At 70.5% G+C, this 26,488-nt stretch carries 29 protein-coding genes and 1 tRNA gene; 16 read left to right on the forward strand and 14 right to left on the reverse strand.

Going from position 1 to position 26,488, the window contains the following annotated elements; genetic code table 11:
* Positions 1 to 71 precede the first annotated feature (71 nt).
* Positions 72 to 1,271: an ROK family transcriptional regulator gene (locus F6A08_RS07220; RefSeq protein WP_151459134.1), complete on the forward strand. Its 1,200-nt coding sequence runs from the start codon at positions 72 to 74 to the stop codon at positions 1,269 to 1,271.
* Between the two features lie 13 nt (positions 1,272 to 1,284).
* On the opposite strand, the gene F6A08_RS07225 is transcribed toward F6A08_RS07220, so the two are convergent.
* The 4 genes from F6A08_RS07225 to F6A08_RS07240 form a co-directional block, all read right to left on the reverse strand.
* Entirely contained in the window at positions 1,285 to 1,527 is a 243-nt protein-coding gene (locus F6A08_RS07225) for an acyl-CoA carboxylase subunit epsilon (protein ID WP_192576702.1), read from the reverse strand.
* Positions 1,524 to 3,113 carry an acyl-CoA carboxylase subunit beta gene (locus F6A08_RS07230; protein WP_404810435.1) on the reverse strand — a complete coding sequence of 530 codons (1,590 nt, stop codon included), beginning with the start codon at positions 3,111 to 3,113 and terminating at the stop codon, positions 1,524 to 1,526. Before F6A08_RS07230 ends, F6A08_RS07225 begins: the two co-directional genes overlap by 4 nt.
* Positions 3,114 to 3,203: 90 nt before the next feature.
* Entirely contained in the window at positions 3,204 to 4,199 is a 996-nt protein-coding gene (locus F6A08_RS07235) for a hypothetical protein (RefSeq protein ID WP_151459024.1), read from the reverse strand.
* Positions 4,200 to 4,278: 79 nt separating this feature from the next.
* Positions 4,279 to 4,971 (reverse strand): phosphocholine cytidylyltransferase family protein, encoded by a 693-nt coding sequence (locus F6A08_RS07240; RefSeq protein ID WP_017202503.1) that lies wholly within the window; start codon positions 4,969 to 4,971, stop codon positions 4,279 to 4,281.
* A gap of 248 nt (positions 4,972 to 5,219) precedes the next feature.
* On the opposite strand from F6A08_RS07240, the gene F6A08_RS17905 reads away from it, so the two are divergent.
* Genes F6A08_RS17905 through F6A08_RS07260 form a run of 3 tightly spaced genes read left to right on the forward strand, consistent with a single transcriptional unit; the run spans position 5,220 to position 8,969 of the window.
* On the forward strand, positions 5,220 to 7,121 hold the full coding sequence (locus F6A08_RS17905; RefSeq protein ID WP_338100838.1) for an ABC transporter ATP-binding protein: 1,902 nt from the start codon (positions 5,220 to 5,222) through the stop codon (positions 7,119 to 7,121).
* Positions 7,097 to 8,662, forward strand: a complete 1,566-nt coding sequence (locus F6A08_RS07255; RefSeq protein WP_151459025.1) for a hypothetical protein — start codon at positions 7,097 to 7,099, stop codon at positions 8,660 to 8,662. Before F6A08_RS17905 ends, F6A08_RS07255 begins: the two co-directional genes overlap by 25 nt.
* Before the next feature lie 40 nt (positions 8,663 to 8,702).
* A complete protein-coding gene (locus F6A08_RS07260) occupies positions 8,703 to 8,969 on the forward strand; it encodes a DUF3039 domain-containing protein (protein ID WP_026049764.1) in 267 nt (88 codons plus the stop codon).
* A gap of 2 nt (positions 8,970 to 8,971) precedes the next feature.
* On the opposite strand, the gene F6A08_RS07265 is transcribed toward F6A08_RS07260, so the two are convergent.
* Positions 8,972 to 10,297 carry a nicotinate phosphoribosyltransferase gene (locus tag F6A08_RS07265; protein ID WP_151459026.1) on the reverse strand — a complete coding sequence of 442 codons (1,326 nt, stop codon included), beginning with the start codon at positions 10,295 to 10,297 and terminating at the stop codon, positions 8,972 to 8,974.
* Between the two features lie 63 nt (positions 10,298 to 10,360).
* Here F6A08_RS07265 and murI point away from each other — a divergent pair, with 63 nt between their 5' ends.
* The 4 genes from murI to F6A08_RS07285 all read left to right on the forward strand — a co-directional run bounded on the left by murI (position 10,361) and on the right by F6A08_RS07285 (position 13,599).
* Positions 10,361 to 11,191: a glutamate racemase gene (gene murI, locus F6A08_RS07270; protein ID WP_026049763.1), complete on the forward strand. Its 831-nt coding sequence runs from the start codon at positions 10,361 to 10,363 to the stop codon at positions 11,189 to 11,191.
* 52 nt (positions 11,192 to 11,243) lie between these two features.
* The gene (gene rph, locus F6A08_RS07275) at positions 11,244 to 11,981 is read left to right on the forward strand and encodes a ribonuclease PH (RefSeq protein WP_017202497.1); all 738 of its coding nucleotides are present in this window, start codon (positions 11,244 to 11,246) and stop codon (positions 11,979 to 11,981) included.
* 2 nt (positions 11,982 to 11,983) lie between these two features.
* Positions 11,984 to 12,577, forward strand: a complete 594-nt coding sequence (gene rdgB, locus F6A08_RS07280) for an RdgB/HAM1 family non-canonical purine NTP pyrophosphatase (RefSeq protein WP_151459027.1) — start codon at positions 11,984 to 11,986, stop codon at positions 12,575 to 12,577.
* Positions 12,578 to 12,678: 101 nt separating this feature from the next.
* Entirely contained in the window at positions 12,679 to 13,599 is a 921-nt protein-coding gene (locus tag F6A08_RS07285) for a cation diffusion facilitator family transporter (protein ID WP_017202495.1), read from the forward strand.
* 21 nt (positions 13,600 to 13,620) lie between these two features.
* Here the strand turns inward: F6A08_RS07285 and ligD are convergent, their stop codons facing one another.
* The gene (gene ligD / locus F6A08_RS07290; RefSeq protein WP_151459028.1) at positions 13,621 to 15,594 is read right to left on the reverse strand and encodes a non-homologous end-joining DNA ligase; all 1,974 of its coding nucleotides are present in this window, start codon (positions 15,592 to 15,594) and stop codon (positions 13,621 to 13,623) included.
* Positions 15,595 to 15,652: 58 nt separating this feature from the next.
* Here ligD and ku point away from each other — a divergent pair, with 58 nt between their 5' ends.
* The gene (gene ku / locus F6A08_RS07295) at positions 15,653 to 16,462 is read left to right on the forward strand and encodes a non-homologous end joining protein Ku (protein ID WP_017202493.1); all 810 of its coding nucleotides are present in this window, start codon (positions 15,653 to 15,655) and stop codon (positions 16,460 to 16,462) included.
* Between the two features lie 31 nt (positions 16,463 to 16,493).
* Here the strand turns inward: ku and F6A08_RS07300 are convergent, their stop codons facing one another.
* The 3 genes from F6A08_RS07300 to F6A08_RS07310 all read right to left on the reverse strand — a co-directional run bounded on the left by F6A08_RS07300 (position 16,494) and on the right by F6A08_RS07310 (position 17,724).
* Positions 16,494 to 17,273: a DedA family protein gene (locus F6A08_RS07300; protein ID WP_192576720.1), complete on the reverse strand. Its 780-nt coding sequence runs from the start codon at positions 17,271 to 17,273 to the stop codon at positions 16,494 to 16,496.
* Positions 17,274 to 17,369: 96 nt separating this feature from the next.
* Positions 17,370 to 17,451 (reverse strand) — tRNA-Leu (locus tag F6A08_RS07305).
* Positions 17,452 to 17,532: 81 nt separating this feature from the next.
* Entirely contained in the window at positions 17,533 to 17,724 is a 192-nt protein-coding gene (locus tag F6A08_RS07310) for a hypothetical protein (RefSeq protein ID WP_017202491.1), read from the reverse strand.
* A gap of 160 nt (positions 17,725 to 17,884) precedes the next feature.
* On the opposite strand from F6A08_RS07310, the gene F6A08_RS07315 reads away from it, so the two are divergent.
* The 7 genes from F6A08_RS07315 to F6A08_RS07345 are packed head-to-tail and all read left to right on the forward strand — an operon-like array spanning position 17,885 to position 22,353.
* Positions 17,885 to 19,078: a TadA family conjugal transfer-associated ATPase gene (locus tag F6A08_RS07315; RefSeq protein ID WP_225855767.1), complete on the forward strand. Its 1,194-nt coding sequence runs from the start codon at positions 17,885 to 17,887 to the stop codon at positions 19,076 to 19,078.
* The gene (locus tag F6A08_RS07320) at positions 19,075 to 19,932 is read left to right on the forward strand and encodes a type II secretion system F family protein (protein WP_151459029.1); all 858 of its coding nucleotides are present in this window, start codon (positions 19,075 to 19,077) and stop codon (positions 19,930 to 19,932) included. Before F6A08_RS07315 ends, F6A08_RS07320 begins: the two co-directional genes overlap by 4 nt.
* Positions 19,929 to 20,867, forward strand: coding sequence for a type II secretion system F family protein (locus F6A08_RS07325; RefSeq protein ID WP_151459030.1), 939 nt, complete (start codon positions 19,929 to 19,931; stop codon positions 20,865 to 20,867). The genes F6A08_RS07320 and F6A08_RS07325 overlap by 4 nt, the downstream gene beginning before the upstream one ends.
* A gap of 21 nt (positions 20,868 to 20,888) precedes the next feature.
* Positions 20,889 to 21,098, forward strand: coding sequence for a hypothetical protein (locus tag F6A08_RS07330; protein ID WP_124895950.1), 210 nt, complete (start codon positions 20,889 to 20,891; stop codon positions 21,096 to 21,098).
* A 1-nt stretch (position 21,099) separates the two neighbouring features.
* A complete protein-coding gene (locus F6A08_RS07335; protein WP_017202461.1) occupies positions 21,100 to 21,501 on the forward strand; it encodes a TadE/TadG family type IV pilus assembly protein in 402 nt (133 codons plus the stop codon).
* Positions 21,470 to 21,928: a TadE family protein gene (locus F6A08_RS07340; protein ID WP_151459031.1), complete on the forward strand. Its 459-nt coding sequence runs from the start codon at positions 21,470 to 21,472 to the stop codon at positions 21,926 to 21,928. The genes F6A08_RS07335 and F6A08_RS07340 overlap by 32 nt, the downstream gene beginning before the upstream one ends.
* 44 nt (positions 21,929 to 21,972) lie before the next feature.
* The gene (locus F6A08_RS07345) at positions 21,973 to 22,353 is read left to right on the forward strand and encodes a hypothetical protein (RefSeq protein WP_192576703.1); all 381 of its coding nucleotides are present in this window, start codon (positions 21,973 to 21,975) and stop codon (positions 22,351 to 22,353) included.
* A gap of 19 nt (positions 22,354 to 22,372) precedes the next feature.
* On the opposite strand, the gene F6A08_RS07350 is transcribed toward F6A08_RS07345, so the two are convergent.
* The 5 genes from F6A08_RS07350 to F6A08_RS07370 all read right to left on the reverse strand — a co-directional run bounded on the left by F6A08_RS07350 (position 22,373) and on the right by F6A08_RS07370 (position 26,455).
* On the reverse strand, positions 22,373 to 22,834 hold the full coding sequence (locus F6A08_RS07350) for a hypothetical protein (RefSeq protein ID WP_151459033.1): 462 nt from the start codon (positions 22,832 to 22,834) through the stop codon (positions 22,373 to 22,375).
* Between the two features lie 19 nt (positions 22,835 to 22,853).
* Positions 22,854 to 23,444 carry a DUF2238 domain-containing protein gene (locus F6A08_RS07355; RefSeq protein WP_151459034.1) on the reverse strand — a complete coding sequence of 197 codons (591 nt, stop codon included), beginning with the start codon at positions 23,442 to 23,444 and terminating at the stop codon, positions 22,854 to 22,856.
* Positions 23,441 to 24,286, reverse strand: coding sequence for an endonuclease/exonuclease/phosphatase family protein (locus F6A08_RS07360; protein WP_225855768.1), 846 nt, complete (start codon positions 24,284 to 24,286; stop codon positions 23,441 to 23,443). The genes F6A08_RS07355 and F6A08_RS07360 overlap by 4 nt, the downstream gene beginning before the upstream one ends.
* Entirely contained in the window at positions 24,283 to 25,077 is a 795-nt protein-coding gene (locus tag F6A08_RS07365) for a glycosyltransferase family 2 protein (RefSeq protein ID WP_151459035.1), read from the reverse strand. The genes F6A08_RS07360 and F6A08_RS07365 overlap by 4 nt, the downstream gene beginning before the upstream one ends.
* A gap of 127 nt (positions 25,078 to 25,204) precedes the next feature.
* A complete protein-coding gene (locus F6A08_RS07370) occupies positions 25,205 to 26,455 on the reverse strand; it encodes an MFS transporter (RefSeq protein WP_151459138.1) in 1,251 nt (416 codons plus the stop codon).
* Positions 26,456 to 26,488: the final 33 nt, after the last annotated feature.

The raw sequence follows: 26,488 nt of genomic DNA on the forward strand, positions 1-26,488 counted from the left end.
GGGACAAGATTCTCAGCCCGATAGGAGATCATAGGACGATGGGAACTCGCCGGGGCACGAACCTTCCGCGGATGGGCGACTTCAATCAGTCGGTCATCCTCGAGGCCATCCGGCAGGCGGACGACGGTCTGAGCAGGACCGAGCTGGTCGCGGCGACAGGACTGTCCGCGCAGACGGTGACGAACATCACCAGGCGACTGCTCGGCGACGGGTTCATCCGTGAGGCGGAGCGCCGCATCAACGGCCCCGGCAAGCCGCGGGTGACGCTCCGCCTGATCGCCGACAGCCGCTTCTCGGTGGGCGTGCACCTCGACCCGGCGGTGATGACGTTCGTGCTGCTGGATCTCTCCGGGGCGGTGGTGCGACGGATGAGCGTGCGCACGCCTGCGAAGGAGCCGCGCCTGATCATCGAGAGCATGGCGGCCACGATCGAGGCGCTCATCGCGGGCTCCGGTGTGGATCGCACGCTGATCGCCGGGGTGGGCGTCGCGGCACCCGGTCCGCTCGACACGCAGAAGGGGACCGTGATCGATCCGCCGAAGCTGCTCGGCTGGCACCGGGTCCCGCTGCGTGCGGTGCTCGCGGAGGCGACGGGCCTCCGGGTCGTCCTCGAGAAGGACACCACCTCGGCCGCGGTCGGCGAGCTCTGGAAGCGGCGCGGCTCCGCCGACGACTCGTTCGTCTTCGTGTATCTGGGCACGGGCATCGGTGCGGCTCTGGCCAGGGACGGGGAGGCGGTGCGCGGGAGCACGCACAACATCGGCGAGATCGGACACATCATCGTGGATCCGCAGGGACCGTCGTGCACCTGCGGGCTGCGCGGCTGCGTCGAGGTCGTGTGCACACCCGAGGCGATCGTGGAGCGGGCCGAGCGCGCCGGAGTGTTCCAGGACGATCGCGAGGGAAGCGACGCCGCTGCCGTGGACGTGCGGTTCAGCGAGCTGTGCGACAGGTCGGCGGCGGGGGAGGAGCAGGCTCGAGAGGTGCTGCGGCAGGCCGCGGAGCATCTCGCGGTCCTGACGGCGGCGCTGACGAACATGCTCGACGTCGACCGTGTCGTGGTCGGCGGCCCCTTCTGGGCGCGCTTCTCCGAGATCGCCCTCGACGTGATCCCCGGGTCGCTGGAGCGGGCCAGCGCGACCAGGGCGCTGCGTTCGCTGCCGGTCGCCGGCACCGTGGTCGGCGACGACGTCGGAGCCGTGGGGGCCGGGTGCGTCGTGCTCGACTCGCTCCTCAGCCCACGCGCGTCCGATCTGCTGCTGGACGACTGAAGAAGCCCTCGGCTCAGCCCGAGAAGCGGCCCCAGGGGATGTCGCGGCGCAGCGGCGTGCGCAGCGGGCGCTGCGTGCGCGTCCAGGCCGACACCGCAGGTTCGTCCGCCACCGCGTCCGCCGCTTCCGAGGCGTAGGCCTCGCTGATCACGGCGATCAGGGCGGCGAGCTCCTCCTCGGTGGCCTCGCCGCGCGTGATGTCGAGCATCGTCGCGACCTCGTCCGGCGCGGCGGCAGGCTCCTGCTGCGCGGTCACAGCGGGATGTTCCCGTGCTTCTTGGGCGGCAGCTCCGCGCGCTTGCCGCGCAGCGCCCGCAGCGCCTTCGCGATCGACACGCGGGTGTTGGCCGGCTCGATGATGCCGTCGAGCTCTCCGCGCTCCGCCGCCAGGAACGGCGACGCGACGTTGTAGGTGTACTCGTTCGCGAGGCGGGTGCGCACGGCCGCGACGTCTTCGCCGGCCTCCTCGGCCTTCTTGATCTCGCCGCGGTACAGGATGTTGACCGCGCCCTGACCGCCCATGACCGCGATCTCGGCCGTCGGCCACGCGAGGTTGACGTCCGCGCCGAGCTGCTTCGAGCCCATCACGATGTATGCCCCGCCGTACGCCTTGCGCAGGATCACCGTCACCAGTGGCACGGTGGCCTCGGCGTAGGCGTAGAGAAGCTTCGCGCCGCGGCGGATGACCCCGGTCCACTCCTGGTCGGTGCCGGGGAGGTAGCCGGGCACGTCGACGAGCGTGACGATCGGGATGGAGAACGCGTCGCAGAAGCGCACGAAGCGGCTGGCCTTCTCGCCTGCCTCGATGTTCAGCGTGCCGGCCATCTGGGACGGCTGATTGGCGATGATGCCGACCGAGCGTCCCTCGACGCGACCGAAGCCGATCACGATGTTGGGTGCGAACAGCGGCTGCACCTCGAGGAAGTCGCCCTCGTCGACGACGTGCTCGATGACGGTGTGGATGTCGTACGGCTGGTTCGTGGAGTCGGGGACGATCGTGTTCAGCACGCGGTCCGCGTCGGTGGTCTCGAACTCGAACGTGCTCTCGTACGACGGCAGCTCGGCCATGTTGTTGTCCGGCAGGAAGCTGAGGAGCGTGCGCGCGTAGTCGATCGCGTCGTCCTCGTCTTCGGCGAGGTAGTGCGCGACACCCGACCGGGTGTTGTGCGTGTAGGCGCCGCCGAGCTCCTCCATGCCCACGTCCTCGCCGGTGACCGTCTTGATGACGTCCGGTCCGGTGACGAACATCTGGCTGGTCTTGTCGACCATGATGACGAAGTCCGTCAGCGCGGGGGAGTACACCGCACCCCCGGCGGCCGGGCCCATGATGATGGAGATCTGCGGGATGACGCCGGAGGCGCGGGTGTTCAGGCGGAAGATCTCGCCGTACTTGCCGAGCGCGACCACCCCTTCCTGGATGCGCGCTCCGCCGGAGTCGAGGATGCCGATGCAGGGCATCCCACCGGCGAGGGCGAACTCCATGATCTTCACGATCTTCTCGCCGGCGACCTCGCCGAGCGAACCGCCGAAGGTGGAGAAGTCCTGCGAGTACACCGCGACCGTGCGTCCGTTGATCGTGCCGACGCCGGTGACGACGGAATCGCCGTAGGGGCGCGAGCGATCCATGCCGAAGGCCGTGGTGCGGTGGCGCACGTACTCGTCGAACTCGACGAAGCTCCCGGGGTCGACCAGCAGCTCGATGCGCTCCCGGGCGGTCATCTTGCCCTTCGCGTGCTGCTTCTCCTTCGCTTTCGCCTCGGCGTCGACGACGGCCTCGGTGTAGCGAGCGCGCAGATCCGCGATCTTGCCGGCGGTGGTAAAGAGGTCGGGCTTGTCCGTCACGGATTCCACCCTATCGTCGGCTCGGCCCGTGCCGTTGGATGCTCGCCACAACGGGTCGGCTGATCCTTTGGCGACCTGCTCTCTCTGCGATCAGCGCTCGGCGGCGTCCGCGCCGGGGTGCGACGGGAGGTCGTGATCGCCGTGGTCGGTGTCACCCGCCCCCGCCTCGAGCTCCTCGACGGCACGCCCGCGGCGGGTGGCGAGGTCGCCGACGCGGTGCCCGACCCACCCGGCACCGCGGACGACGGTCCCGGCGGCGCCGGCCACCGCGCCGCCCGCGTAACGCGCACCCCGCAGCATCCTGAGTTCGAGCTTCTGTGCACCCGGCACGGGCTCCAACTCGAGAGGCAGATCGAGGGGCGCCGCCCCGAACGCCCGATGCGAGGTCGTGAGCACGCGGCGTCCGAGGATGTGGTTGCCCGCGCCGCCGACGGCGGCGCCGATGCCGAACGGGAGCGCCTTGCCGATGACCGAGGCGCCGCCCTTCGCGGCGAATTGCTTCACGAACATGCCCTTGAGCTGATCGACGAGCGGGCCGACGGCAGCGCGGGGGAGCGACTTGGTGACCAGCTCGCCCCAGTAGGACGATCTGCTCGCGCCCCGGCCGGCGACCTGCCCGGCGAGCTGCGCGACCAGGTCGACGCCCTCCTTGCCGAGCATCAGCGTCATCACGAGGGCCCTCGCGCGGTCGGGGTTCGCGACCGCGATGCCGTGCACCTCGGCGACCGACTGGGCGAACAGCGCGGTCGACTCCACGAAGCCCACGGTCTCCACGCCGGAGAGGGCGAGCGTGATCCCGGTGCCGATGCCGGGCACGACGGCGGTCGCGCCGACGGCTGCTCCACCGGTGGTCACCGCTGCGAGGTAGCGACGTTCCAGGATGCGGATGATCTCCGCAGGGGAGGCGTGCGGGTTGCGGAGGCGGATGCTGCGGATGTGCGCCAGGACGAGCGGGCGCTGGATCGACAGGACGCGATCCAGTCCGCGCACCATCATGGGGTGCTCTGTCGAGCCGACCGGCGGTACGCCCTTGTCCCAGGGGGCGTCGTCCGGGAGCGAATGGATCTTGTGCACCTTGGGGGCCATGCAGCGATCCTAGGGAGCCAGTCCGCGAAAACGCCGAAAGCCCGGCACCGCGCGGGGTGCCGGGCTTTCCGAGCAGGGATCAGACGAAGAGGTTCGCCCGCTCCAGGTCCTCCGCGAAGTCGACCTCGACCGCGTACAGGTCGGAGACGTCCATCGGCTCGAGGAGCAGGCCGTCCTCGGCGATGGCGAGCTCGAGGCCGCGCTCGAAGTAGTCCTGGTCCTCGACACGCTGCAACTGGCGCATGAACGCCTTCTTGTGCGTCGAGGAGATGTAGTTGATGCCGACGGCTTCGCCGAGGCCGCCCTTGACGGTCTTGGAGAGCTCGTTGATGTAGCCCTCGGCCGTGACGGTGTACTTGACCTCTTCGTCGCTGACCTTCGAGGTGTTCACGGTGACGAAGGACTGGTCGCGCTCGATGTACTCGAGGGCGCGGCCCAGGATCATCGGGTCGAACACGACATCGCCGTTCATCCACAGCACGCCGCCGCGACCGGTGGCGCCGAGCGCGCGGAGCAGGCTCTTCGACGTGTTGGTCTCGTCGTAGCGCTCGTTGTGGACGTAGTTGACGTGCGGGAAGGCGTCGATGATCGTCTCGGCGCGGTAGCCCACCACCGTGGTGATGCGGGCGCTCGAGCCGAAGGCGGCGCGGATGTTGTCGTGCTGCTGGCCCATGATCGTGCGGCCGTCGCTGAGCTCGGTCAGCGGCTTCGGCAGCGCACGGCCGAGGCGCGAGCCCATGCCGGCGGCGAGGATGACGGTCTGAAGAGTCACGAGTGCTCCTAAAGGAAGTTGTGTTCACGGTCGGTTAACCGACCAGACACTTCGTCGTGCCGCGTTCATGCTAGCGATACAGCCTGGGAACCCCGGGGCCAGGGAGGCCCCGTTGTCATTTCGTGACCGAGTACACACCGGACGCACAGGCTGGACAACCCCCTTGCGCATCGGAGGATCTTCGCTCTCGGATCGTCGATTGTCGCGTGGGGCCTTGGCTCGACGCGACCCGTTGATACCGTAGTACGGTGACTGCCTCCCCTGACGACCGCACCGCCCAGGTGGACGAGACCGAGACCGCGACGAACAAGACATCGGCGAAGCGCGCGCCCGCGAGGAAGCAGAGTTCCGGGGCGGCGACGCCCGAGGAGACGACGACGGCCGGGTCCGCCGCGAAGAAGACGGCGCCGCGCACCGCGGCGAAGCCCGCGACGGCGAAGAAGACCGCCGCGGCACGGAAGCCCACCGCGAAGCAGGCCTCCGGTGCGAGCCGAGCGGCTTCCGGTACGGCCACCGCGGCGAAAGCGGCCGCAGAGAAGGCGGCACCCGCCACAGACGTGGTCGTGGAGCCCCTGAACCGCGCCCTGGCGGAGAACTCCGGCGCGAAGACGAGCGCGTCATCGGCCGCACCGCGGTCCGCGGCTGCTGCGCGTACCGCCGCAGCAAAGAACTCCGCCGCGCGGTCGACCGCGCCGAAGTCGGCATCCACCGCGAGGTCGACGGCCAAGCCTGCCGCGAAGAGCACGGCGGCGAAGACCACGGCAGCCAAGACCACGGCAGCCAAGACCGCCGCGCCCAGGACCACTCCGGCCAAGACCACGGCCAGCAGCGCCGCGGCGAAGACGGCCGCAGCGAAGTCCGCGGCCGCCAAGGCCGCGGCGACCAAGGCAGCGGCGGCGAAGTCGGCGGCACGATCGACCACCGCGAAGACGACGGCCGCGAAGGCGGCAGCGGCGAAGGCGGCGGCGACGAAGGCGGCCAAGGCCGCGGCAGCCAAGGAAGCCAAGGCCAAGGCCGCCGCGGCCGAGCCGGTCGAGCCGGAAGCGGTTGCGGTGGAGGCCGAAGCCGCCTCCGTCGAGACGGCTCCGGAGACGCCCGTCATCGAGTCCACGTCGCAGATCGAGACGCAGTCGGCGACCGAGATCGAGCCCGCTGTCGAGTCTGCGACCGTGGTCGAGCCTGCGACCGTGGTCGAGCCTGCGGCCGCGGCGGAGAGCGAGCCGGCAGCCGAAGCGGAGCCCGACTCCGCGGCGCCTGTCCTCGTCGAGCCGCCGTCGGAAGTCGAGACGGCGCCCGAGGTCGAGCTCGAGGTCGTGGAGGTCGTCGAGGCCGTCGTGGACTCGGACGATGCGGCCTCCGGCACGATCCGCCCGGACGACGGGGCGTCCGCCGGCGAGGCGATCCGCATCCGCGGGCTGGTGAAGCACTTCGGCGACAACCGCGCGGTCGACGGCATCGACCTCACGGTTCCCGCCGGCTCGTTCTACGGTGTGGTCGGCCCCAACGGCGCGGGCAAGACGACCACCCTCTCCATCGTCGCCGGACTCCTGCGCGCGGACGCCGGAAGCGTCGTGATCTGCGGGATCGACCAGGCCAGCGACCCGCAGGCGGCGAAGCGGGTGATGGGCGTGCTGCCGGATCGGCTCCGCACCTTCGATCGGCTCACCGGCCGTCAGCTCCTCTATTACTACGGACTCCTCCGAGGCCTCACCGCCGACGTGATCGAGAAGCGCGCCGCCGACCTGGCGCGCGCGTTCGACCTCGGCGACGCGCTGAGCCGCGTCGTCTCCGACTACTCGGCCGGCATGACGAAGAAGATCATGCTGGCCGGCGCGATGATCCATTCGCCGCGGGTGCTGGTGCTCGACGAGCCCTTCGAATCCGTCGATCCGGTGTCGTCCGCGGTGATCCTCGACATCCTCCGCGCCTACGTCTCGCACGGCGGGACCGTGATCCTCTCCAGCCACGGCATGGACCTGGTGGAGCGGGTGTGCTCCCGCGTGGCGATCATCGTCGGCGGTGAGGTCCTCGCCGAGGGCACGATCGACGAGGTGCGCGCGGGGCAGACCCTCGAAGCGCGCTTCGTCGAGCTGGCCGGTTCGAGCGGAGAGGTGGAGGGGCTCGAGTGGCTGCACACGTTCTCCGACTGAGGTTCGCCCTCCTCCTGGGCGCGGTGCGGGGCGAACGTCGGATCCGGACGCTCGTGGCGTTCGCGGCCATCGTCGCGATCACGGTCGCCGTGTGTCTGGCCGTGCTCAGCCTGGACAGCGCCCCCGTGCCGGTCGCCCGCGCGGTCACGGTGCTCGGCGGCGCCGCCCTGCTGGTCGGCTTCCTCGTCGGGCCGGTCCTGGTGGGCGCTGTCGACCAGCTCGACCCGCGACGGTTCGCGGTGTTCGGCGTCGACGAGCGGCAGATGCCCTGGGTCCTCGCTCTCGCCTCGCTCGTGAGCGTCCCCAGCCTCGCCCTGCTCGCCGTCTACATCAGCGTGTGCGTCGTCGCGATCAGCGCCGGGGCACCCTGGGCGCTCGCGGTGCTGCTCACGATCGTCAGCGTGCTCACCACCGCCCTCACGTCGCGGATCGGCATGGCGATAAACGCGCTGCTGCTCCCGGAGCGCCGATCTCGCGAGCTCACCGCCCTGTTCGCCCTCGCGCTGATCGTGATCGCCTTCCCCGTCGCGGTGTTCTTCGGATCGCTGCGCTGGGACGGGCTCGTTCCCGACTCCCTGGCCGTCCTGACGACCGCGATCGGCTACAGCCCGTTCGGCGCCGCCCCGGCGTTCCTGTTCTCGGTCGCGGCCGGCGAGGCGGGGGCCGCGTGGGTCAGCGGCATCGTCGCCTTCCTCACCCTCGCCCTGCTCTGGCTCGCGTGGACCTGGGTGGTCCGCCGACTGCTGACGACCACGGAGCGTCCGGTCGCCGCACGGGAGCGCACCGGGCTGGGCTGGTTCGGACTGCTGCCGTCGAACGCCTTCGGCGCGATCGCCGCGCGCAGCCTGGTCTACTGGCTGCGCGACCGCCGCTACATCATGAACATCATCGTGGTGCCGGTCGCCGGCGTGCTCACGGTGCTGCCGCTCATCGTCGCGGGAGTGCCCATCGAGATCGCGGCGCTCGTCCCCGTGCCGGTGATGGCGCTGTTCTTCGGTTGGCTGCCGCACAACGACGTCGCGTACGACTCCACGGCGCTGTGGACGCACGTGGCGAGCGGCGTGCGCGGGCTGCCTGACCGTCTCGGGCGCCTCGTCCCGGTGCTGCTGGTCGCGGTGCCGGTGCTCGCCATCGCGGTGCCCCTGTCCCTCCTGCTGATCGGTGACTGGAGTCTGCTGCTGCCGCTCGGCGGTCTGGCGGCGAGCCTGCTGTTCTCCGCGCTGGGCGTCTCGAGCGTCCTGTCCGTGGTCGCCCCGTATGCGGTCTCGCGACCGGGCGACAGTCCGTTCCAGCAGCCGCAGCGGCCCACCTCGCGGGGCACCTACGGCCCGGCCGCGGCGTTCCTCGGGGCGATCGTGTTCAGCGCACCGACCATCTGGCTGTTCGCCGCCACGATCATCGAGGGCTCGGCGTACGCCCCTGCGACGTTCTGGGTGGGGATCCTCGCGGGGCTGCTGGTGCTGGTGGTCGGCGCCGTCGTCGGCGGACGCATCTTCGAGCGCAGCGGCGAACGCCTCATGGAGTTCGTCGAGACCGCGTGATGCCTGCCCGCAGCGCGCGCGACGCCGGTAGACTCACGGGATGAGTACTCCGCTGGACAGCCCCGATCAGGGCGGCGTGGCAACGCTTGATCGCGAACTGGAAGAGCTTCTCCGCGAAGAGAACCTCGAGCCGGGCGACCATGAGCGCTTCTCGCATTACGTGAAGAAGGACAAGATCCTCGAGTCCGCGATCACCGGCAAGCCGGTGCGCGCACTGTGCGGCAAGAAGTGGACCCCGGGCCGCGACCCGGAGAAGTTCCCGATCTGCCCCACGTGCAAGGAGATCTACGAGTCGATGATCGGCTGACCTCAGTCGGCTTCGACGAAGAGCGTCGGGATCGCCGGGTCGGACTTGCTGAGCGCCAGAGCGCGCACCGGAAGCTCCTCCCGCACCCGCAGGTGGTGCGCCCGCGCCGATGCGGTGCCCGCAGCGCCTTCATGGGCCGTGTCGATCTCGCCCGCTTCGACGAACGTCGCCTGCAGCGCGCGGCCGTCCGGGTGCTCGGCCGGGGTGTCCAGCGCCTCGAAGCCGTCGGAGACCACCACCGTCTCGGCGGTCGCGACGCCGTCCTCCAGGGTGCGGAACGCCGCCTTGCGCCCGCCGTGCGATGCCTTGTCGGCCGACGCCTTCGCGACGCCGATCCAGGAGCCGGCGCCGTCCTGCCTCGCCACGAGCTTGTAGACCATGCTCGCGGTCGGGTAGCCGGATCCGGTGACCACCGAGGTGCCGACCCCGTAGGCGTCCACAGGGGAGGCGGCGAGGGCGGCGATGGCGTACTCGTCGAGGTCGCTCGTCACGGTGATCCGGGTGCCCGTCGCGCCGAGTTCGTCCAGCTGCGCACGGACCTCGGCGGCCACGATGGGAAGGTCTCCGGAGTCCAGGCGCACGCCGCCCAGGCCGGTGCCGGCGACGCGGATCGCGGTCTCCACCCCGGTGCGGATGTCGTAGGTGTCAACGAGCAGCGTCGTGTCGAGGCCCATGCTCTCGACCTGCGCGCGGAACGCCTCCTCCTCGGTGTCGTGCAGCAGCGTCCAAGAGTGCGCGGCCGTGCCCATCGTGGGGATGCCCCAGGTGCGACCGGCTTCGAGGTTGCTCGTGGCCCCGAATCCGGCGATGTAGGCGGCGCGGGCTGCGGCGACGGCTGAGCGCTCCGCGGCTCGTCGCGAGCCCATCTCCGCCAGCGGACGCTCCCCGGCGGCGATGCTCATGCGGGACGCGGCGGTGGCGACGGCGGAGTCGTGGTTGAGGACGCTCAGGGCGAGCGTCTCCAGGACGACGGCGTCGGCGAACGTTCCCTCGACCGTCAGGATCGGCGAGCCGGGGAAATAGAGCTCGCCCTCGCGATATCCGCGGATCGAGCCCGTGAACCGGTAGTTCTCCAGATAGCTGAGGGAATCCGCGTCGACGACCCTCTCGTCTCGGAGGAAGCGCAGCTCGTCGTCCCCGAAGCGGAAGTCCCGGAGCAGCCCGAGCAGGCGCCCGGTGCCGGCGACGACGCCGAAACGGCGGCCCCCGGACAATCGACGGGAGAACAGCTCGAAGACGCTCGGACGGGATGCGGTCCCGTCGCGGAGAGAGGCGGCGAGCATCGTCAGCTCGTAGCGGTCGGTGAGCAGCGCCGTCGACGAGGTCATGCGCTCAGCTTAGTGAGCATGCCGATGCGCGAGGCGGCGCGCACGCGGGTAGGCTGGGGAGTCATGAACGACGCGCCCATCGGGATCTTCGACTCCGGTGTCGGCGGGCTCACGGTGGCGCGGGCCATCCGCGCCCAGCTGCCCCGGGAGTCGTTCGTCTACATCGGCGACACGGCGCACTCGCCGTACGGCCCCAAGCCGATCGCCGACGTCCGCCGGTACTCGCTCGAGGTGCTCGACACGCTCGTCGACCAGGGCGTGAAGATGCTCGTGATCGCGTGCAACACCGCCTCTGCGGCGATGCTCCGCGATGCGCGGGAGCGCTACGACATCCCGGTCGTGGAGGTGATCGGCCCCGCGGTGCGGCGTGCCGTCTCCACGACCCGCAACGGCCGCGTCGGCGTGATCGGCACCGTCGGCACGATCGGCTCGCGGGCGTACCAGGACATGCTCGAGGTCAACGAGCGCCTGCAGGTCTTCACGGCGGCGTGCCCGCGATTCGTCGAGTTCGTCGAGGCGGGGGTCACCGGCACGCCCGAGGTGCTCGCGGTCGCGGAGGAGTACCTCGCGCCGCTGCGGGAGGCGGACGTCGACACCCTCGTCCTCGGCTGCACCCACTATCCGTTCCTCCGCGGCGCCATCAGCTATGTCATGGGGGAGGGCGTCACGCTCGTCTCCAGCGACGACGAGACCGCCGGCGACGTGTACCGTCAGCTGGTCCGCGGTGATCTGCTCGCGTCGCCGGACGCCGTGGCCACCTACGTCTACGAGGCCACCGGCGCCTCGACCGATGATTTCACCGCCCTGGCGAACCGGCTGATGGGTCGCGAGGTCCGCGACGTCCAGCTGGTCCAGACGGGCGTGATCGCTCTTCCCGAATCCGCCTTCGAGTAACCGGCGACGCGTCGACCCGACCGACCCGCCCCCTCCGACCCGAGAGAAGCCCATGACCGAAATCGTCCGCGTCGACGGCCGTTCCACCGACCAGCTCCGCGAGATCACCATCGAGCGCGGCTGGAGCAGCCAGGCCGAAGGGTCCGCCCTGATCAGCTTCGGCGGCACCAAGGTGCTCTGCACCGCCTCGTTCACGAACGGCGTGCCGCGCTGGCTCACCGGGAAGGGCAAGGGGTGGGTGACCGCGGAGTACGCGATGCTCCCGCGCGCCACCAACAGCCGCAACGACCGCGAGAGCGTGAAGGGCCGCATCGGCGGCCGGACGCACGAGATCTCGCGTCTGATCGGTCGCGCGCTGCGTGCCGTCGTCGACACCAAGGCGCTCGGCGAGAACACCATCGTGATCGACTGCGACGTGCTGCAGGCCGACGGGGGAACCCGGACCGCGGCCATCACCGGCGCCTACGTCGCGCTGGCCGACGCGATCGAGTGGGGCCGCGACAAGAAGTTCATCGGTCGGAACTCGACCCCGCTGCTCGACTCGGTCGCCGCTGTGTCCGTCGGCATCGTCGACGGCGAGCCCATGCTCGATCTGGCATACACCGAGGACGTGCGCGCGGAGACCGACATGAACGTCGTCGTCACGGGTCGCGGCCTGTTCGTCGAGGTGCAGGGCACGGCCGAGGGCGCCCCCTTCGACAAGCGCGAGCTGGATGCGCTGCTCGAGCTCGGCGTCGCCGGATGCGCCGATCTGAAGGGCCTGCAGCTCGCCGCACTGGCGGGGGAGTGACGATGCAGGTCGTCCTCGCCACGCACAACCCGCACAAGGTCGCGGAGTTCCAGCAGATCATCGCCCGGACGCGTCCGGATCTCGAGGTCATCGGCTACGACGGCCCCGAGCCGGTCGAGGACGGCGTGACCTTCGCCGAGAACGCGCTGCTCAAGGCGAGGGCGGCCGCGGCGCACACCGGGCTCGCGGCGCTCGCCGACGACTCGGGCATCTGCGTCGACGTCCTCGGCGGCTCTCCTGGGGTCTTCTCGGCGTACTGGGCTGGGCAGAAGAAGGACGCCACGGCGAACCTGGAGCTGCTGCTGGACCAGCTGCGCGACATCGCCGACCCGCACCGGACGGCGCACTTCACCTCGACCATCGCCCTCGTCTTCCCGGACGGGCGCGAGGAGGTCGTGGAGGGGCTGTGGCCGGGGCGCCTGGCGCACGCGGCCTCGGGATCCGGCGGGTTCGGCTACGACCCGATCTTCCTCCCCGACGGGCAGCCGGACGGCGAAGAGCGCTCGGTCGGAGAGTTCACCGCGGAGGAGAAGCAGGCCCAGTCGCACCGCGCCCGGGCGTTCGCCGCGCTGATCCCGCTGCTCGCGGAGCTCTGACCGAGCGGGCCGTCACCGGGGCTCGTGATGATGGTTCTCGTTACCCTTCCCGACTAGCGGAACAGGCCTCTGACCGGGTCTTCCCGAGCTAGCCTTGAGGCATGCACGATCACGCACCCGCGCCAGGCGGCATCCGCTCGGCGAGCAGCCGGCGCCTCCTGGCGATCTCCCTGTCGCTGACCGCGACCGTCATGATCGTGCAGGTCGTGGGGGCGCTCCTCACCGGGTCGCTTGCGCTCCTCGCCGACGCCGCGCACATGTTCACGGACGCTTCGGCGCTCGTGATCGCCCTCATCGCGGCGACCGTCGCGGCGCGACCCGCGGATGACCGACGGACGTTCGGCTACCAGCGCGCGGAGGTCTTCGGTGCGCTCATCAACGCGGTCATCCTGATCGCGCTCGCCACCTGGGTCGCGGTCGAGGGCATCGGCCGTCTCGTGAACCCGGGCGAGATCGAGGTGGCCGGCGGACTCATGCTGGTCGTCGCGGTGGTCGGCCTGCTCGCCAACGCGGTGTCGATGTGGCTGCTGAGCCGGGCGCAGCGCACGAGCATCAACGTGCGCGGGGCCTATCTCGAGGTCATGGGCGACCTGATCGGGTCGGCGGCGGTCATCGTCGCTGCGGTCGTGATCCTGGTCACCGGATGGATGCCCGCCGATGCCATCGCCTCGCTGTTCATCGCGGCGATGATCGTCCCGCGCGCGATCGCCCTGCTGCGCGAGGTGTTCTCCGTGCTCGCGGAGTCCGCACCCAAGGGCACAGCGGTGAGTGAGATCAGGACGCATCTGCTCGGCTACGAGGGGGTCGTCGGGGTCCACGACGTGCACGTCTGGCAGCTGACACGCGGGGCCCCGGTGTTCACGGCACATGTGAGCGTCGAGCCGCAGCTGTTCGCGGATGGCCGCTCGACCCAGCTGCTCACCGACATGCAGGCCTGTCTGGCGGACCACTTCGACGTCGAGCACTCGACGTTCCAGATCGAGCCGGCGGAGCAGTCGGACTGCGAACCGCATCACGCCTGACGGTCGCTCGGCCGGGGCGGGTCAGGAATCGACGACGATCTCCTCCGGCGTCTTGTCGGGACGCAGCCCGCGCCAGCGGGCATGACGCAGCACCCCGTCGGGCGTCCAGTTCGCGAACTCGACCTCACCGACGAGCTCGGGACGCACCCAGAGCGCGTCCGACGCGTCGGGAGCGGGAACCCCGTCGAGCGGGGCCTTCGGAACCCGGAGCGGTTCCAGCCGGTCGAGCAGGTCACGCAGGATGCGGTCGGTGAACCCGGTGCCGACGCGCCCCACATAGCGCAGCGCCCTCCGTCCGGCGCTCTCTTCCGGCACTGCGAGCAGCAGCGAACCGAGGGTGCTCTCGCGCCCGCCCTTGCCGGGACGGATGCCGACGATCACGGCCTCCTGCATCCGGGTGTGCTTGAGCTTGAGCCAGGACGGGGAACGCTGCCCCGGACGGTAGCGCGACGAAGGATCCTTGGCCACGACGCCTTCCAGACCGAACTCCCGGCTGGCCGCGAGGGCGGCGTCGACATCGTCGAACACCGGCGGCACCTGTACGGGCGCGTCCAGACCGGCGACCACGTCTTCCAGGAGGGTGCGGCGCTCGCGCAGCGGCAGGCCGGTGAGGTCGTGCCCGTCGAGGCGCAGCAGGTCGAACAGCATGTACACGATCGGGGTGCGCACGACCTCGCGTTCGATCTCCCGCGGGCGGGTGAGGTGCATGCGGTTCTGCAGCAGAGAGAAGCTCGGGCGGCTCTGCGCGTCGAACGCGACGATCTCGCCGTCGACCACCGCGTCGGAGACGGGGAGGAACGGCGCTCCGTCGGCCGTGAGCTCGGGGTAGCGGGCCGTGATGTCGGTCCCGCGGCGGGCGTGCAGCAGCATCCGTCCATCCGCCCACGTGCCGATCGCGCGGATGCCGTCCCACTTCACCTCGACCCAGGACGGATCGCTCAACGTGCGCGCGATCGCGGGCGTGCCGTTCTCGGCCAGCATGGGGGCGAGCGTCGCCGCGGTCGTCGGTCCCGCCGAGGCCACGGGGGTGCTCAGGGGGCGCCGCGCGGACCGCCGGGAAGGAGTCGCGGTCGCCGCCGCTGGGGGCGCGAGAGGAGCGGCGTCTGCCATCGGGCGCAGCGCGACGAGCGGGTCCTGTCCCGCCGCGGCCCGTGCGAGCACCTGGTCGAGGTCGAGCTGGGCGAGCTGGGGGTCGTCGAGCTCCTCCCAGGTGCGGGGAGCGGCGACCCAGGGCTGCGCACGGCCGCGCAGGGAGTACGGCGAGATGGTGGTCTTCTTGCCGTTGTTCTGGCTCCAGTCGAGGAACACCTTGCCGCCGCGCTCCGCCTTCGCCATGACGCTCGTGGCGAGGTCGGGGTGGTCGTTCTCGATCAGTCGCGCGAGCTCCTTCACGACGGCGGAGATCTCGGCGCTGGTCTGCTCCCCGGGAAGAGCCGCGTACAGGTGGATGCCCTTGCTGCCGCTCGTGACCGGGAACGGGTCGAGGCCCATGCCGGTGAGGATCCTGCGCGCGATGCGGGCGACCTCGGCGCACTGCGCGAGTCCGACACCGGGTCCCGGGTCGAGGTCGAGCACGAGCCGGTCGGGACGGCCGGGCAGCCCGTCCGGAGCGAAGCGCCACTGCGGCACGTGCAGCTCGATCGCAGCCACCTGCGCGAGCCAGACGAGGGTCGGGACGTCCTCGACGAGCGGGTACTCCTTCGGGCCGTCCGAGTGCTCGATCGGCTGCCGCGGGATCCATTCCGGGGCGCCTGGCTCCAACTGCTTCGTGAAGAAGGCATCGCCCGGCGCATCCGTCGTTCCGACGCCCTCCACCCAGCGCTTGCGGGTGACGGGACGCCCGTCGAGCAGGGGGAGCAGCAGCGGTGCGATGGCCGTGTAGTAGGCGATGATCTCGCCCTTGGTGGTGCCGGTGGACGGATACACGATCTTGTCGAGGTTGGTCACCCGCAGCCGGCGTCCGTCGATCTGCACGACCTGCCCTTGTCCGACCATGGAGCCAGCGTAGTCAAGGGTCTGGCCGCGACATGTCCGACTGGTGTTCACTGGGCTCATGAGAACGATCTGGAAGGGCGCACTGACGTTCGGGCTCGTGAACGTGCCCGTCAAGGTGTACTCCGCGACCGAGGACCACGATGTGCCGCTGCATCAGGTGCACGACAAGGACGGCGGTCGCATCCGCTACCAGCGCACGTGCGAGGTATGCGGCGAGACCGTCGCCTATGCCGACATCGACCGCGCCTACGTCGACGAGGGCCAGACGGTCGTGCTGACGAAGGACGATCTCGCCTCGCTCCCCGCGGAGAAGAGCCGGGAGATCGACGTCGTCGAGTTCGTGCCCTCCGATCAGGTCGACCTGCTCACTCTCGACAAGCCGTACTACCTGGAGCCGGACTCGAAGTCCCCGAAGGCGTACGTGCTGCTGCGCAAGACGCTGGAGCAGACGGATCGGACCGCGATCGTGCGGTTCACCCTGCGCCAGAAGACCCGCCTCGCCGCGCTCAGGGTGCGGGGCAAAGTGCTCGTGCTGCAGACGCTCCTCTGGGCCGATGAGGTCCGCGACGCGGCTTTCCCCGCCCTCGACGAGGACGTGCGGATATCGAAGAAGGAACTCGAGCTCTCGGCCTCGCTCGTCGACAGCTACTCCGCCGACTTCGATCCCGAGGAGTTCGTGGACGAGTATCAGAAGGAACTGCGCACGCTCATCGACGCGAAGATCGAGGCGGGCGACACGTTCGACGTGGCCGAGACGTTCGGCGAAGCCGAGAAGGCGGCCGAGGGCGGCGAGGTCATCGACCTCATGGAGGCGCTGCGCGCGAGCGTCGCCCGTTCCAAGGAGGAGCGGGCCAAGAACGCGGGCTGACGGATACCGGCTGGCCGCGGCCGCCCGAGAGTCAGTGCTTGCCGTCGCCGTCCAGGTCGGGAGCGCGGTCGAACACCTCGGTGTCGAGGACGAGCTCCTCCGCCTCTTCGTGGTCGGTCACGACGTCCTCGCCCGCCGCGGCGGCCTTCTTCGCCTTGTGCCGCTCAGAGAGGTAGTGCCACAGCGTGACGAGCGCCGTGCCGCCGACGGCGGCGAGCAGGATCAGGTCGATGTAGTCCTCGACGAACGTCGCAACCGGAGGGATGAACCCGATCACATAGCCGAACATCGTGAGGCCGAAGCCCCACAGGACGGCGCCGATCAGGTTGTAGAGCGTGTATCGACGCCAGGGCATGTGCCCGACGCCCGCGGCCACGGGGGCGAAGGTGCGCACGATCGGCACGAAACGGGCAAGGATCACGGTGATCCCGCCGAAGCGCTCGAAGAACGCGTTGGTGCGCTCGACGTTCTTCTTGCTGAAGAGACCGGATTCCTTGCGCTCGAAGACCGCTGGGCCGCCCTTGTGGCCGATCACGTAGCCGACCTCACCGCCGACGAAGGCGGCGAGACCGATGAGGAGTGCGACGAACCACACGTTGATGCCGAACACGCCATGATCCGATCCGGCGATCGGGTGCGAGAGAAGGCCCGCGATGACGAGCAGGGTGTCGCCCGGGAGGAGGAACCCGACGAGCAGACCGGTCTCGGCGAAGATGATGAAGCACACCACCAGGAGGGCCCACGGTCCGGCGGTCCCGATGATCGTCGCGGGGTCGAGCCAGGGGATGAGGGCGGTCGGTGCGTGCAGCATGGATTCGAGCACTGGCGGGATTCCCGTCGGTCGTGATGGTCGGCGGCAGAGCGGAGCGACATCCGGGCGGCCTCACGACGGCACCATCGTCTCTCGTGCGGAAGGTGGGACTTGAACCCACACGCCCTGGGGCACAGGAACCTAAATCCTGCGTGTCTGCCAATTCCACCACTCCCGCGCGGTGGGATCAGTCTACTGACCGGGGAAACCGCATATCTGGGGATCAGCCCGCAGTTCGCGGACCGCGGTGGTCCGCCGCTCAGCCGAGAGCGCTCATGCCGGGCAGGCCGGGCTCCTCGGGGTTCGGGGCGAGCGGTTCCGCCGGGTTCGGGGCGAGGGGCTCCTCGGGGTTCGGCGCGAGGGGCTCCTCCGGGTTCGGGGCGAGCGGCTCGTCGGGGATGTGCGGAGAAGGCTCGTCGGGGGTGGAGGGAGGCGGGAAGGTGTCGGTCATGACCGTTCCTTTCGTGTGAGGGTGGCTGGTACGAGCCACTTCAGCAGGGTCGACGCATGACGTCTGCACCCTTGCGTTTCGACGGAGGATGTGGGCGATTCGTGGGCGCGGCTGTGGATAACGTCGGCAGCGATATCGCGATCCTTGCGAGGATGCCGGGGTGAATCGCCTCTCCGCCCTGGTCGCCGAACGCGTGCGCTCCCGGTTGCGCGCCGAGGGGGTCGATCCGTCCGTCGACCCGGATGCGGCCTGGCGGATCGCGCGGGCGGAGGTGCGTCGCCACGACGACCTCGCGCTGGCACGGGGGGACGCCTTGATCGAGGACGAGGCCGCGTGCATGCGGGAGGTGCTCGCTTCGCTGAGCGGTTTCGGTGCCCTGCAGCCGCTGCTCGACGATCCGGAGATCGAGGAGATCTGGCTCAACGGCGACGGACGGGTGCATGTCGCCATTGGTGGTGCGGCGCGACAGACGGGTCTCCAGCTCGAGGAGGCGGCGGTCCGGGATCTGGTCGAGCGGATGCTCCAGTCCACGGGGCGTCGCGTCGATATCAGCCAGCCTTTCGTCGACGCCTCGCTCCCGGACGGCTCGCGCCTGCACGTGGCCATCGCCGACGTCGTGCGGGGCTCCTGGGTCGTCAACATCCGCAAGTTCCTGCCGAACTACCGCTCTCTCGACGCTCTCGCGCAACAGGGCATGCTGGGCTCCGGTGCGGCGCGGCGGCTGAGCGACGCGATGAACGCGGGGCGCACGGTGATCGTGTCGGGTGCGACGCACGCGGGCAAGACCACGATGCTCGGAGCCCTGCTCGCCTCGTGTGCGCAGTCGCAGCGGATCATCACGGTGGAGGAGACGTTCGAGCTCGCCGTCGAGGGGCCGGACCTGGTGGCTCTGCAGGGGCGGCAGGCGGGTCTCGAGGGCACGGGCGAGATCACGCTGCGCCGACTGGTGAAGGAGGCGCTGCGCATGCGACCGGATCGCCTGGTCGTCGGCGAGGTGCGCGATGCGGAGGCGCTCGACCTCGTGCTCGCGCTCAACACCGGCGTGCCGGGCGCGTGCACGGTGCACGCGAACTCCGCGACGGAAGCGCTCGAGAAGCTCAGCATCCTTCCCCTGCTCGCCGGCCGGAACATCGATCGCGCGTTCGTCGCGCCCGCGCTCGCCGCGTCGATCGACCTGGTGGTTCACTGCGTGCGCGACCGCACGGGGCATCGCCGCGTGCAGGAGATCATCGCCCCGACGGGCGAGGTCGAGGGCGGGCGCATCCTCGTCCGGAGCATCGAACCGGCTGTGTCGCCACCGGACGAGGTCGGAGAGAACGGCGGGACGCGCTTTCCTGTCGGGGTGTCAGCGTGACGGTCTTCGTCGGTGCGCTGCTCGCAGCGGGGATTCTGCTCTGCCTGTCGCCGTGGATGTGGCCGCCCCAGGAGGACACGACGGTCGCAGCTTCCCACGGTCGGCTGGTCCGGCTCGCGGAGGAGGCGGGTCTGGAGGCCCTGTCGCAGCGGACGCTGACCGCGGTGATGATCACCGTCGGCGGGGTGGCCGCGTCCGTCGTCTGGCTGCTGACCGGCCTCGGCGTGCTGGCGGTCCTCGCGGCTCTCGCCGGAGCCTCAGCGCCGATCGTCTTCCTCCGGGGGCGTCGTTCGCGTCTCCGCCGGATGCGGCGACAGCTCTGGCCCGACGTCTGCGACCTGCTCATCGCGTCGATCCGGGTCGGACTCTCGCTTCCGGACGCGGTGGCGAGCCTCGCGGAGTCCGCGCCGGCGATGCTCCGGCCCGCGTTCGTCGTGTTCGCGCGAGATCTGCGAGCGAGCGGTCGATTCGAGACGAGCCTCGATCGGCTGAAGTCCACCCTGGCTGATCCGCTGGGCGATCGGATCGTGGAGACGTTGCGCATGGCTCGTCAGGTCGGCGGCACCGAGCTGGTCGGGGTGCTCCGCGCCTTGTCCAGCTCGGTCCGAGCGGATGCGGCCCTGCGCGGCGAGGTCGAGGCCCGGCAGTCCTGGATCCGCGGTGCGGCGGTCCTCGGTTCGATCGCTCCGTGGGTGATCCTCGGGCTGCTCGTCCTCCGACCGGAGGGCGCCGAAGCGTATGGCACACCGGAGGGCGTGCTCGTCATCTGCGCCGGGGCGGTGACGTCGTTCCTCGCGTTCCGGATCATGGTCCGCATCGGTCGCCTTCCGGAACCGCGGCGGTGGTTCGGATGAGCGGGCTCTCGGTCCTCGCCACTGCCGCGCTCATCGGCGGCGGATTCGCGGCGGGAGTCCTGAGCATGCTCGCGGCGCTACCGCGATGGCGGGCGCCCTCCCTCGCGCTTCGCATCGGACCGTATGTGCGCGATGTCGTGCCGGACGAACGACTGCCTCGAGCGGTTCTGCCCGCGGTCGGCGTTCTGCCCGCCGGCGGGCGAGCCCTGTGGGAGGCTCTCCGGCGCCGGTTCGAGCGTCTGCTCGGCGGCGGCGAGACCCTGCGGCTGCGTCTCACACAGGCCGGTCTGCAGAGGGACCCGGCGTCTTTCCGAGGCCGCCAACTGGGATGGGCGCTCGGCGGGATCGCTGCGGGTGCCGTCGTCGTGACGGCGCTCGCCGTGACCGGGCGGTTGTCCGTGCCGACGACCGTCTTGCCGCTGCTCTGCGGTGCGGGAGCTGCCGCCGCATACGATGCGCAGCTCTCCGCACGAGCCAAGGCCCGACGAGCGCGGCTCTCCGACGAGCTTCCGACCACGCTGGAATTCCTGGCGCTGTGCCTCTCCGCGGGGGAGGGGTTTCTCGATGCCCTGCGCCGGGTGACCGCGGTCGGGTCCGGCGAGCTCACGGTGGAGCTTCGCCGGGTGGTGCTCGCGGTGGGCACGGGATCGCCGCTCGCCGACGCGCTCGGAGAGATGCAGCGACGTCTCGATCTGCCGGCGCTGTCCCGCGCGATCGACCAGGTGATCGCCGCGCTCGAGCGCGGCGCACCGCTCGCGGCGGTGCTGCAGGCGCAGGCCGGGGACGCCAGGGAGGAAGCGAAACGCACGCTCATCGAGCAGGCCGGGCGCAAGGAGATCCTGATGCTCCTGCCGCTGGTCTTCCTCATCCTCCCGCTCTCGGTGCTCTTCGCCGTCTATCCCGGCCTGTTCATCCTCCGGCTCGGCATCGGCTGATCCGCTCACGAAAGGAACACGATGACGACACGATCAGAGACCTCCCCGCGGCCGAGACGAGAACGCGGGAGATGGCTCCGCGAATTCGCGCGCGACGAGTCCGGGGACGTCCCCGGGTGGGTCCTCGTGACACTGATGACGGCGGGCCTCGTGGTGCTCATCTGGGCCGTCGCTGGTCCGGCGTTGACCTCGCTCTTCGAGCAGGCGATCCAACGCGTGTCGGGGCTGTGAGATGCGCGTCGGGGTTCCGTTGGCGGACGACCGGGGCTCCAGCGCGGTGGAGTTTCTCCTGGTCGGGACGCTGCTCACCGCGCTGACCCTCGCCGTGCTTCAGCTCGCGCTCGCGGTGTATGTCCGCAACGTCGTGCACGACGCCGCGGTGGAGGGGGCGTATCACGCCGCTCTCGCCGACACCGGACCGGTAGACGGGGTTGCACGGGCGCGGGCAGTGATCACGCGTGCGGTGGGCGCGGAGTACGCCGAAGACATCACGGTCGTGACGTCCGGCGTTCCGCCGCACGAGACGATCGACGTGCAGGTGCGCACCACCTTCCCGCTGATCGGGCTGATCGGCGTGCCGTTCGGGATGGAGGTGGCGGCGCATGCGCCCGCTGAGACGTTCGGCGCTCCATGACGACGCCGGTTCCGCGGCCCTCGAATTCGTCACGGTCGGTGTGATCCTCCTGGTGCCGCTGGTGTACCTGGTGATCGCACTCGGCGCGATCCAGGAGCAGACTCTCGGTGCGGAGGCGGCGGCACGCCACATCGCGCGCACGATCGCCCAGGCCCCCGACGCCGAGAGCGCTTCCGCGCGCAGCGATGCCGTGCTCGCGGGCGTCGTCGATGAATACGGTCTCGACGAGGGCGCCGTCCGGGTGTCGATCGCGTGCACGAGCCGTGCCGTGGCATGTCCGTCACCCGGAGCGACGCTGGTGGTCACCGTCGCGACACGCACGCGCCTGCCCCTCGTGCCCGACCTGCTCGGGCTGGACCGGTCCACGGCGGTCCCGGTGCAGGCGGACGCGGTGCAGAAGATCTCGCGGATGTGGGGGACCGGATGAGGTTCCGGACCGGCGGCCGGACGAGCCCGGAGGAGGGGAGTGTGATGCTGCTCACTCTCGGGTACGTTCTGCTCGCGCTGGCGCTGCTGTTCGTGTGCGTCTGCGCCACGGACCTCTACATCGCGCAGAAGCGCCTCGATGCCCTCGCGGACTCCGCGGCGCTCGCCGGAGCTGACGGGTTCACGCTGGAAGTGCGCGACGGCGCCTTCCGTGCGGAACTGACCGACGCGGGCGTGGGCGATCACGCGACCGCGGTGGTGACCGCGCTTCCTGGGAAGGCGTCGATCGTCGCGGCGGGGACGCCCGATGGAGTGTCCGCGCGCGTCACGGTGGCGACGGACTGGCACCCGCCGTTGCTGTCGCCGTTCATCCCGGACGGCGTGCGGCTCGAATCGACCGCGACCAGCCGCACCGCACTGCGGTAGTTGAGCGGACTCACCGACGTCAGCGGAACGACAGCCCGTCACAGCTGACCGCGTCGGCGAAGTCGTCGTCCGCGATCTCGCTCCTGACCTCTGCCGTGTAAGCGCGCTTCGGAATCACTGCGACTTCCGCCATGGTGGCACTGTCCACAACCGCGTCGTCTGCGCAGCTCGCCACGACGATCCATGCAGTGTCGTCGCCGCCTTGCTGGTACGTCGCCTCGAGGCCTACGCGGGGCGAGACATCCTGGGTGAGCAAAGTAGTCGTGTCCCCCACGTGTTCTGAAACCTCCTCAAGAGACTTCCCGACCGTCTCGGCGATCGGCAGAGAGGACATGGCGCAACCGGTGACCGCCGCCGCTAGCGCGACTGCCGGCTCGCACGCGCGAAGGCGGATCAAAGCCCGCGTCAGGAGCTTGCCCCGGAGTGCTGCGCTGCGCCTGAGCGCCCCGGGGCCTATGGGGCGGAACGCTGCTTCGGTCATCCGCCCAGGCTACTGGAATCTAAAGTTTTACCGCGCCGCGCACTCGCTCCAACCGCACGAAGGCGACGAGGACTCCGGCGGCGAGGGCGCCGAGCCCGCCGAGGGCCATGTCGCCGATGGTGTCCTCGTAGGTGACGAAGATCTCGTCCGTGACGAACGTACGGCCGGCCCACTCGATCATCTCCCAGACGGCGCTGACGGCGAGCCCGAGGATCGTGCAGAGGACGACGGGGATGCGGCGGCGGAATTCCGGCGAGTCCTGGGCGGGGACGATGCGGAGCCGCGCGAGCACCAGGTAGCCCGTCGCGGCGATCGCTCCTGTGCACACGAAGTGCACCACGAGGTCCCACCCCGGCACCGACCGGTAGAGGTCGAACACGTTGCTCGCCGCCGCGACGAGCACGGTCACGCCGACGGCGAGGTCCGCCCCGCCACGCATCCCGAGCGCGCGCGGGAGCATGAGCGCGGGCGTGGCGAGAGCGAGGATGCCGGCATCGGTCGGGGTGGACCAGATGGCGGCCACCAGCACGCTGAGCACGCCGATCACTCGGATGGCGTCGGCGCCGTACTCCGCGACGGTGCGCGGACGACGGAGGAAATCCTCTTTCACGGTGCCTCCTCTGGGCGGTCGGGGGTGGCGGTGTCAAGGTCGAACAGGACCTGCACGGGGAGATGGTCCGACGGCCAGCCGCCCTCATACCGCCGCGCGTTGATGCCCGCACGACGCACCCGGAGCTCGGGCGAGGCGAGGATCCCGTCGATGCGCCGTCCAGGCCGCGGGGGACGGTAGCGCGCGAACGTCCCCCAGTCGGGGGTCCGCCGGGATTCGGCCGTGTTCCACGCGTCGGTGAGCAACCCGCCGGACTGGAGGGTGCGCCATGGTGCGGAGCCGGCTCGTGCGTTGAAGTCGCCGAGGACGATGACCGGTGCGGCCGCCGCTTCGGCCCGGCGGTGGATCGCCTGCGCCTGTCGGAGCCGTGCCCAGGGCGAGAACGCATCGAGATGCGTGTTGAAGACGGTGACCTCGCGCCCCGTCAGCCGATCACGGAAGAGCGCGGCCACCACGACGCGCGGGAGGCTGAGCCACGACGAGGAACCCGGCCGTTCCGGATGGCGCGACAGGGCGTACTGACTCCCCGCGCGCAGCTCCAGCCGCTCGGCGTCGTAGAACAGCGGGCAGCCTTCACCTCGGGGTCCGGGAAGCCGGCCGTGGCCGAGCATCCGGTACGACGGGCCGAGCGCATCGCGGACGACGGCCGCCTGTGCGGGCAGCGCCTCCTGCACGCCGAGCACGTGCGGTCGCTCCGCGCGCAGCAGCACCGCGACGCGCGGTCGCCTCCTGGGCCACCGGTCTTCCGGTGGCCAGGCCAGGGCGCCGAGGTCGCGCCGCACGTTGAGCGTCATCACATGGAGGTCGGTGTCGGCGGCGGCTCCGAGGAGAGGCTCGGTCATCGCCGCGCTCCCGGAGCCGGGACGCCGAGGCGGTGGAACAGGCGTCGCAGGCCGAGGCGCACCCAACGCACCGGAGGGAAGTCCTCCGGCCAGTGCACGAGCACGGTCCGGAAACCGGCGGCGATACGACGGAGGAAGGCGCGACCGCTGCCGAAGGGTCGCATCGAGATGCCCATCCCCGTTCCTCGGAGCCAGCGGATGCGGTGACGTTCACCCACGTGGAAGGCGAGGTCCAGGTCGTCGTGTAGGCCAGGATCGCGGTGCACGCGGTCGCGGACGTCGAGCCAGGTCGACCGGCGCAGGGCGAGGTTCGACCCGAACAGCGGGGCGTGACCCAGCGCCGTGCCGCACACCAGCCCGTACGCGAGGAGATACACCGCGGCCAGAGGGCGGCGCAACGCCGGCGGCCCGTCCACGAAGTGCGCGCCGCCCGTCCACGCTCCGACGCGAGGGTCTCGTCTGCACGCCCCCACCATCCGCTCGACCCATCGCGGATCGGGGACACCGTCGGCGTCCAGGCGCAGCATCACCTCGCCGGTCGCCGCGTCGTAGCCGGCCGCGCTCGCCGCGGGGATGCCGGGAGTGTCGCACCGGACGACGCGCGCCCCCTGTCGCGTGGCGACCTCGGCGGAGGAGTCGGTGGAGCCGTTGTCGACGACGACGATCTCGTCCGCCGGCAGCGTCTGCACGGCGAGAGCCCTGAGGCAGCGCTGCAGAGCTGCCGCGTCGTCCTTGACCGGGACGACCACGCTGACCGTGGGTTCGGGGGCGGCTGGTGTGGCGCGGTGCACGTCGTCTCCTCGCGGGTATCGCCTCAGCCTAGGGAGCGTCAGTGACGCTCACGAGCTGGTTGACACGCGGGAGGCTGCTGAGTACGGCGCTGCCGGGGTGTGCGCGAGTTCTTTCGGTCCTGACCCCTCAGGCGGGGTCCTCGGGCGGGGAGGCGTCCGGGGGAGTGCGCGGGACGAAGCGCGGGATCCAGCGCAGGAAGCCGAGTGCGCCGACGAGCCCGATCACGCCCATCGCTCCCGCGGCGAACGGCAGGGCCGCGACCGCGGTGATGCCCGACACGAGCAGTGGAGCGATAGCCCCTCCCGCGTCGGTGAGTGTCCGCCAGGAGCCGAGGAAGGCGGCGGGCTCGCGCTTCGGGGCGACGTCGGCCCCGAGCGTCAGCAGGATCCCGCTGGAGAGTCCGTTGCCGACGCCGAGCACGGCGGCGAACATGCCGAACCAGAGCACGGCGGCGTCCAGGTCGTGCGTGAACGACAGCGCGAGGAACCCGGCGCCCATCAGCACCATCGCGGGCATCGCTGCCCACAGGCGTCCGAAGCGATCCATGACCTGACCGCTCGCGTAGAACAGGGCGAAGTCGATGGCGCCGGAGACGCCGACCACGAGCGCGATCGTCGAGGCGTCCAGTCCGAGCGAGAGCCCCCACAGCGGCAGGACGACCTGACGCGCGGAACGGACCGCTGACAGGGACGCCGCCGCGAGTCCGAGGCGGCCGAGCACCGCACGCTGCCGCCACATCGTCTGGAAGATGCCCGCGCGCTCGACGGTCGGGATCGATCCGCTGACGGCCTCGCCCGAGTCCTCCAGGTAGCGCTCGCGGGTCGTCGAGGGCAGCGGCGGAACGGTCTTCTCAGGGTCGGGGCCGAACAGCACGAGCAGCACCATGACGACGAGGCAGCCGAGGAAGAACCAGATGGCGGCGCTCTCGGTGCCGAAAAGCTGCAGGAGTCCGGCGGCGACGAACGGGCCGATGAAGATGCCGAGCCGGAAGCTTCCGCCGAGCAGCGACAGCGACCGCGCCCGGAAGGGGACGGGCACGCGCGTGGTCATGAAGGCGTGCCGGGCGAGGCCGAACGCCGCCGCGCACAGACCGAGCACGAACACGGAGGCGGCGAACACCGCGAGGTTCGGCGCGAACAGCATGCCGACAGCGGACAGGATCGCGATCACGCCGGCGATCACCATCGTGAACCGCTCGCCGATCTTCCCGACCGCCCACCCGGCAGGCAGGTTCCCGCACAGCTGGCCGACCACCAGAGCCGAGGCGACGAGGGCCGCGAAGGCGACATCCGCGCCCATCGAGACCGCCAGCACCGGGATCAGCGGGATCACCGCACCCTCGCCGAGCGAGAACAGGATCGTCGGCAGATACACCATGGGCCCGAACTGGCGGAGGACCGTCGATGCACT

It is taken from the genome of Microbacterium algeriense, assembly GCF_008868005.1.
GTDB lineage: Bacteria > Actinomycetota > Actinomycetes > Actinomycetales > Microbacteriaceae > Microbacterium > Microbacterium algeriense.

Excerpts from the sequence above, each read along its gene's own strand:
- F6A08_RS07330 (WP_124895950.1), top strand. The coding sequence starts at position 20,889 with ATGACGACACGATCAGAGACCTCCCCGCGGCCGAGACGAGAACGCGGG.
- F6A08_RS07235 (WP_151459024.1), bottom strand. The coding sequence starts at position 4,199 with ATGGCCCCCAAGGTGCACAAGATCCATTCGCTCCCGGACGACGCCCCC.
- F6A08_RS07360 (WP_225855768.1), bottom strand. The coding sequence starts at position 24,286 with ATGACCGAGCCTCTCCTCGGAGCCGCCGCCGACACCGACCTCCATGTG.
- F6A08_RS07340 (WP_151459031.1), top strand. The coding sequence starts at position 21,470 with ATGCGCCCGCTGAGACGTTCGGCGCTCCATGACGACGCCGGTTCCGCG.
- F6A08_RS07335 (WP_017202461.1), top strand. The coding sequence starts at position 21,100 with ATGCGCGTCGGGGTTCCGTTGGCGGACGACCGGGGCTCCAGCGCGGTG.
- F6A08_RS07350 (WP_151459033.1), bottom strand. The coding sequence starts at position 22,834 with ATGACCGAAGCAGCGTTCCGCCCCATAGGCCCCGGGGCGCTCAGGCGC.
- F6A08_RS07345 (WP_192576703.1), top strand. The coding sequence starts at position 21,973 with ATGCTGCTCACTCTCGGGTACGTTCTGCTCGCGCTGGCGCTGCTGTTC.
- F6A08_RS07220 (WP_151459134.1), top strand. The coding sequence starts at position 72 with ATGGGCGACTTCAATCAGTCGGTCATCCTCGAGGCCATCCGGCAGGCG.
- F6A08_RS07370 (WP_151459138.1), bottom strand. The coding sequence starts at position 26,455 with ATGGTGTATCTGCCGACGATCCTGTTCTCGCTCGGCGAGGGTGCGGTG.
- rdgB (WP_151459027.1), top strand. The coding sequence starts at position 11,984 with ATGCAGGTCGTCCTCGCCACGCACAACCCGCACAAGGTCGCGGAGTTC.
- F6A08_RS07265 (WP_151459026.1), bottom strand. The coding sequence starts at position 10,297 with ATGACCTCGTCGACGGCGCTGCTCACCGACCGCTACGAGCTGACGATG.
- F6A08_RS07310 (WP_017202491.1), bottom strand. The coding sequence starts at position 17,724 with ATGACCGACACCTTCCCGCCTCCCTCCACCCCCGACGAGCCTTCTCCG.
- ligD (WP_151459028.1), bottom strand. The coding sequence starts at position 15,594 with ATGGTCGGACAAGGGCAGGTCGTGCAGATCGACGGACGCCGGCTGCGG.
- F6A08_RS07325 (WP_151459030.1), top strand. The coding sequence starts at position 19,929 with ATGAGCGGGCTCTCGGTCCTCGCCACTGCCGCGCTCATCGGCGGCGGA.
- F6A08_RS07285 (WP_017202495.1), top strand. The coding sequence starts at position 12,679 with ATGCACGATCACGCACCCGCGCCAGGCGGCATCCGCTCGGCGAGCAGC.
- ku (WP_017202493.1), top strand. The coding sequence starts at position 15,653 with ATGAGAACGATCTGGAAGGGCGCACTGACGTTCGGGCTCGTGAACGTG.
- F6A08_RS07260 (WP_026049764.1), top strand. The coding sequence starts at position 8,703 with ATGAGTACTCCGCTGGACAGCCCCGATCAGGGCGGCGTGGCAACGCTT.
- rph (WP_017202497.1), top strand. The coding sequence starts at position 11,244 with ATGACCGAAATCGTCCGCGTCGACGGCCGTTCCACCGACCAGCTCCGC.
- F6A08_RS07300 (WP_192576720.1), bottom strand. The coding sequence starts at position 17,273 with ATGCTGCACGCACCGACCGCCCTCATCCCCTGGCTCGACCCCGCGACG.
- murI (WP_026049763.1), top strand. The coding sequence starts at position 10,361 with ATGAACGACGCGCCCATCGGGATCTTCGACTCCGGTGTCGGCGGGCTC.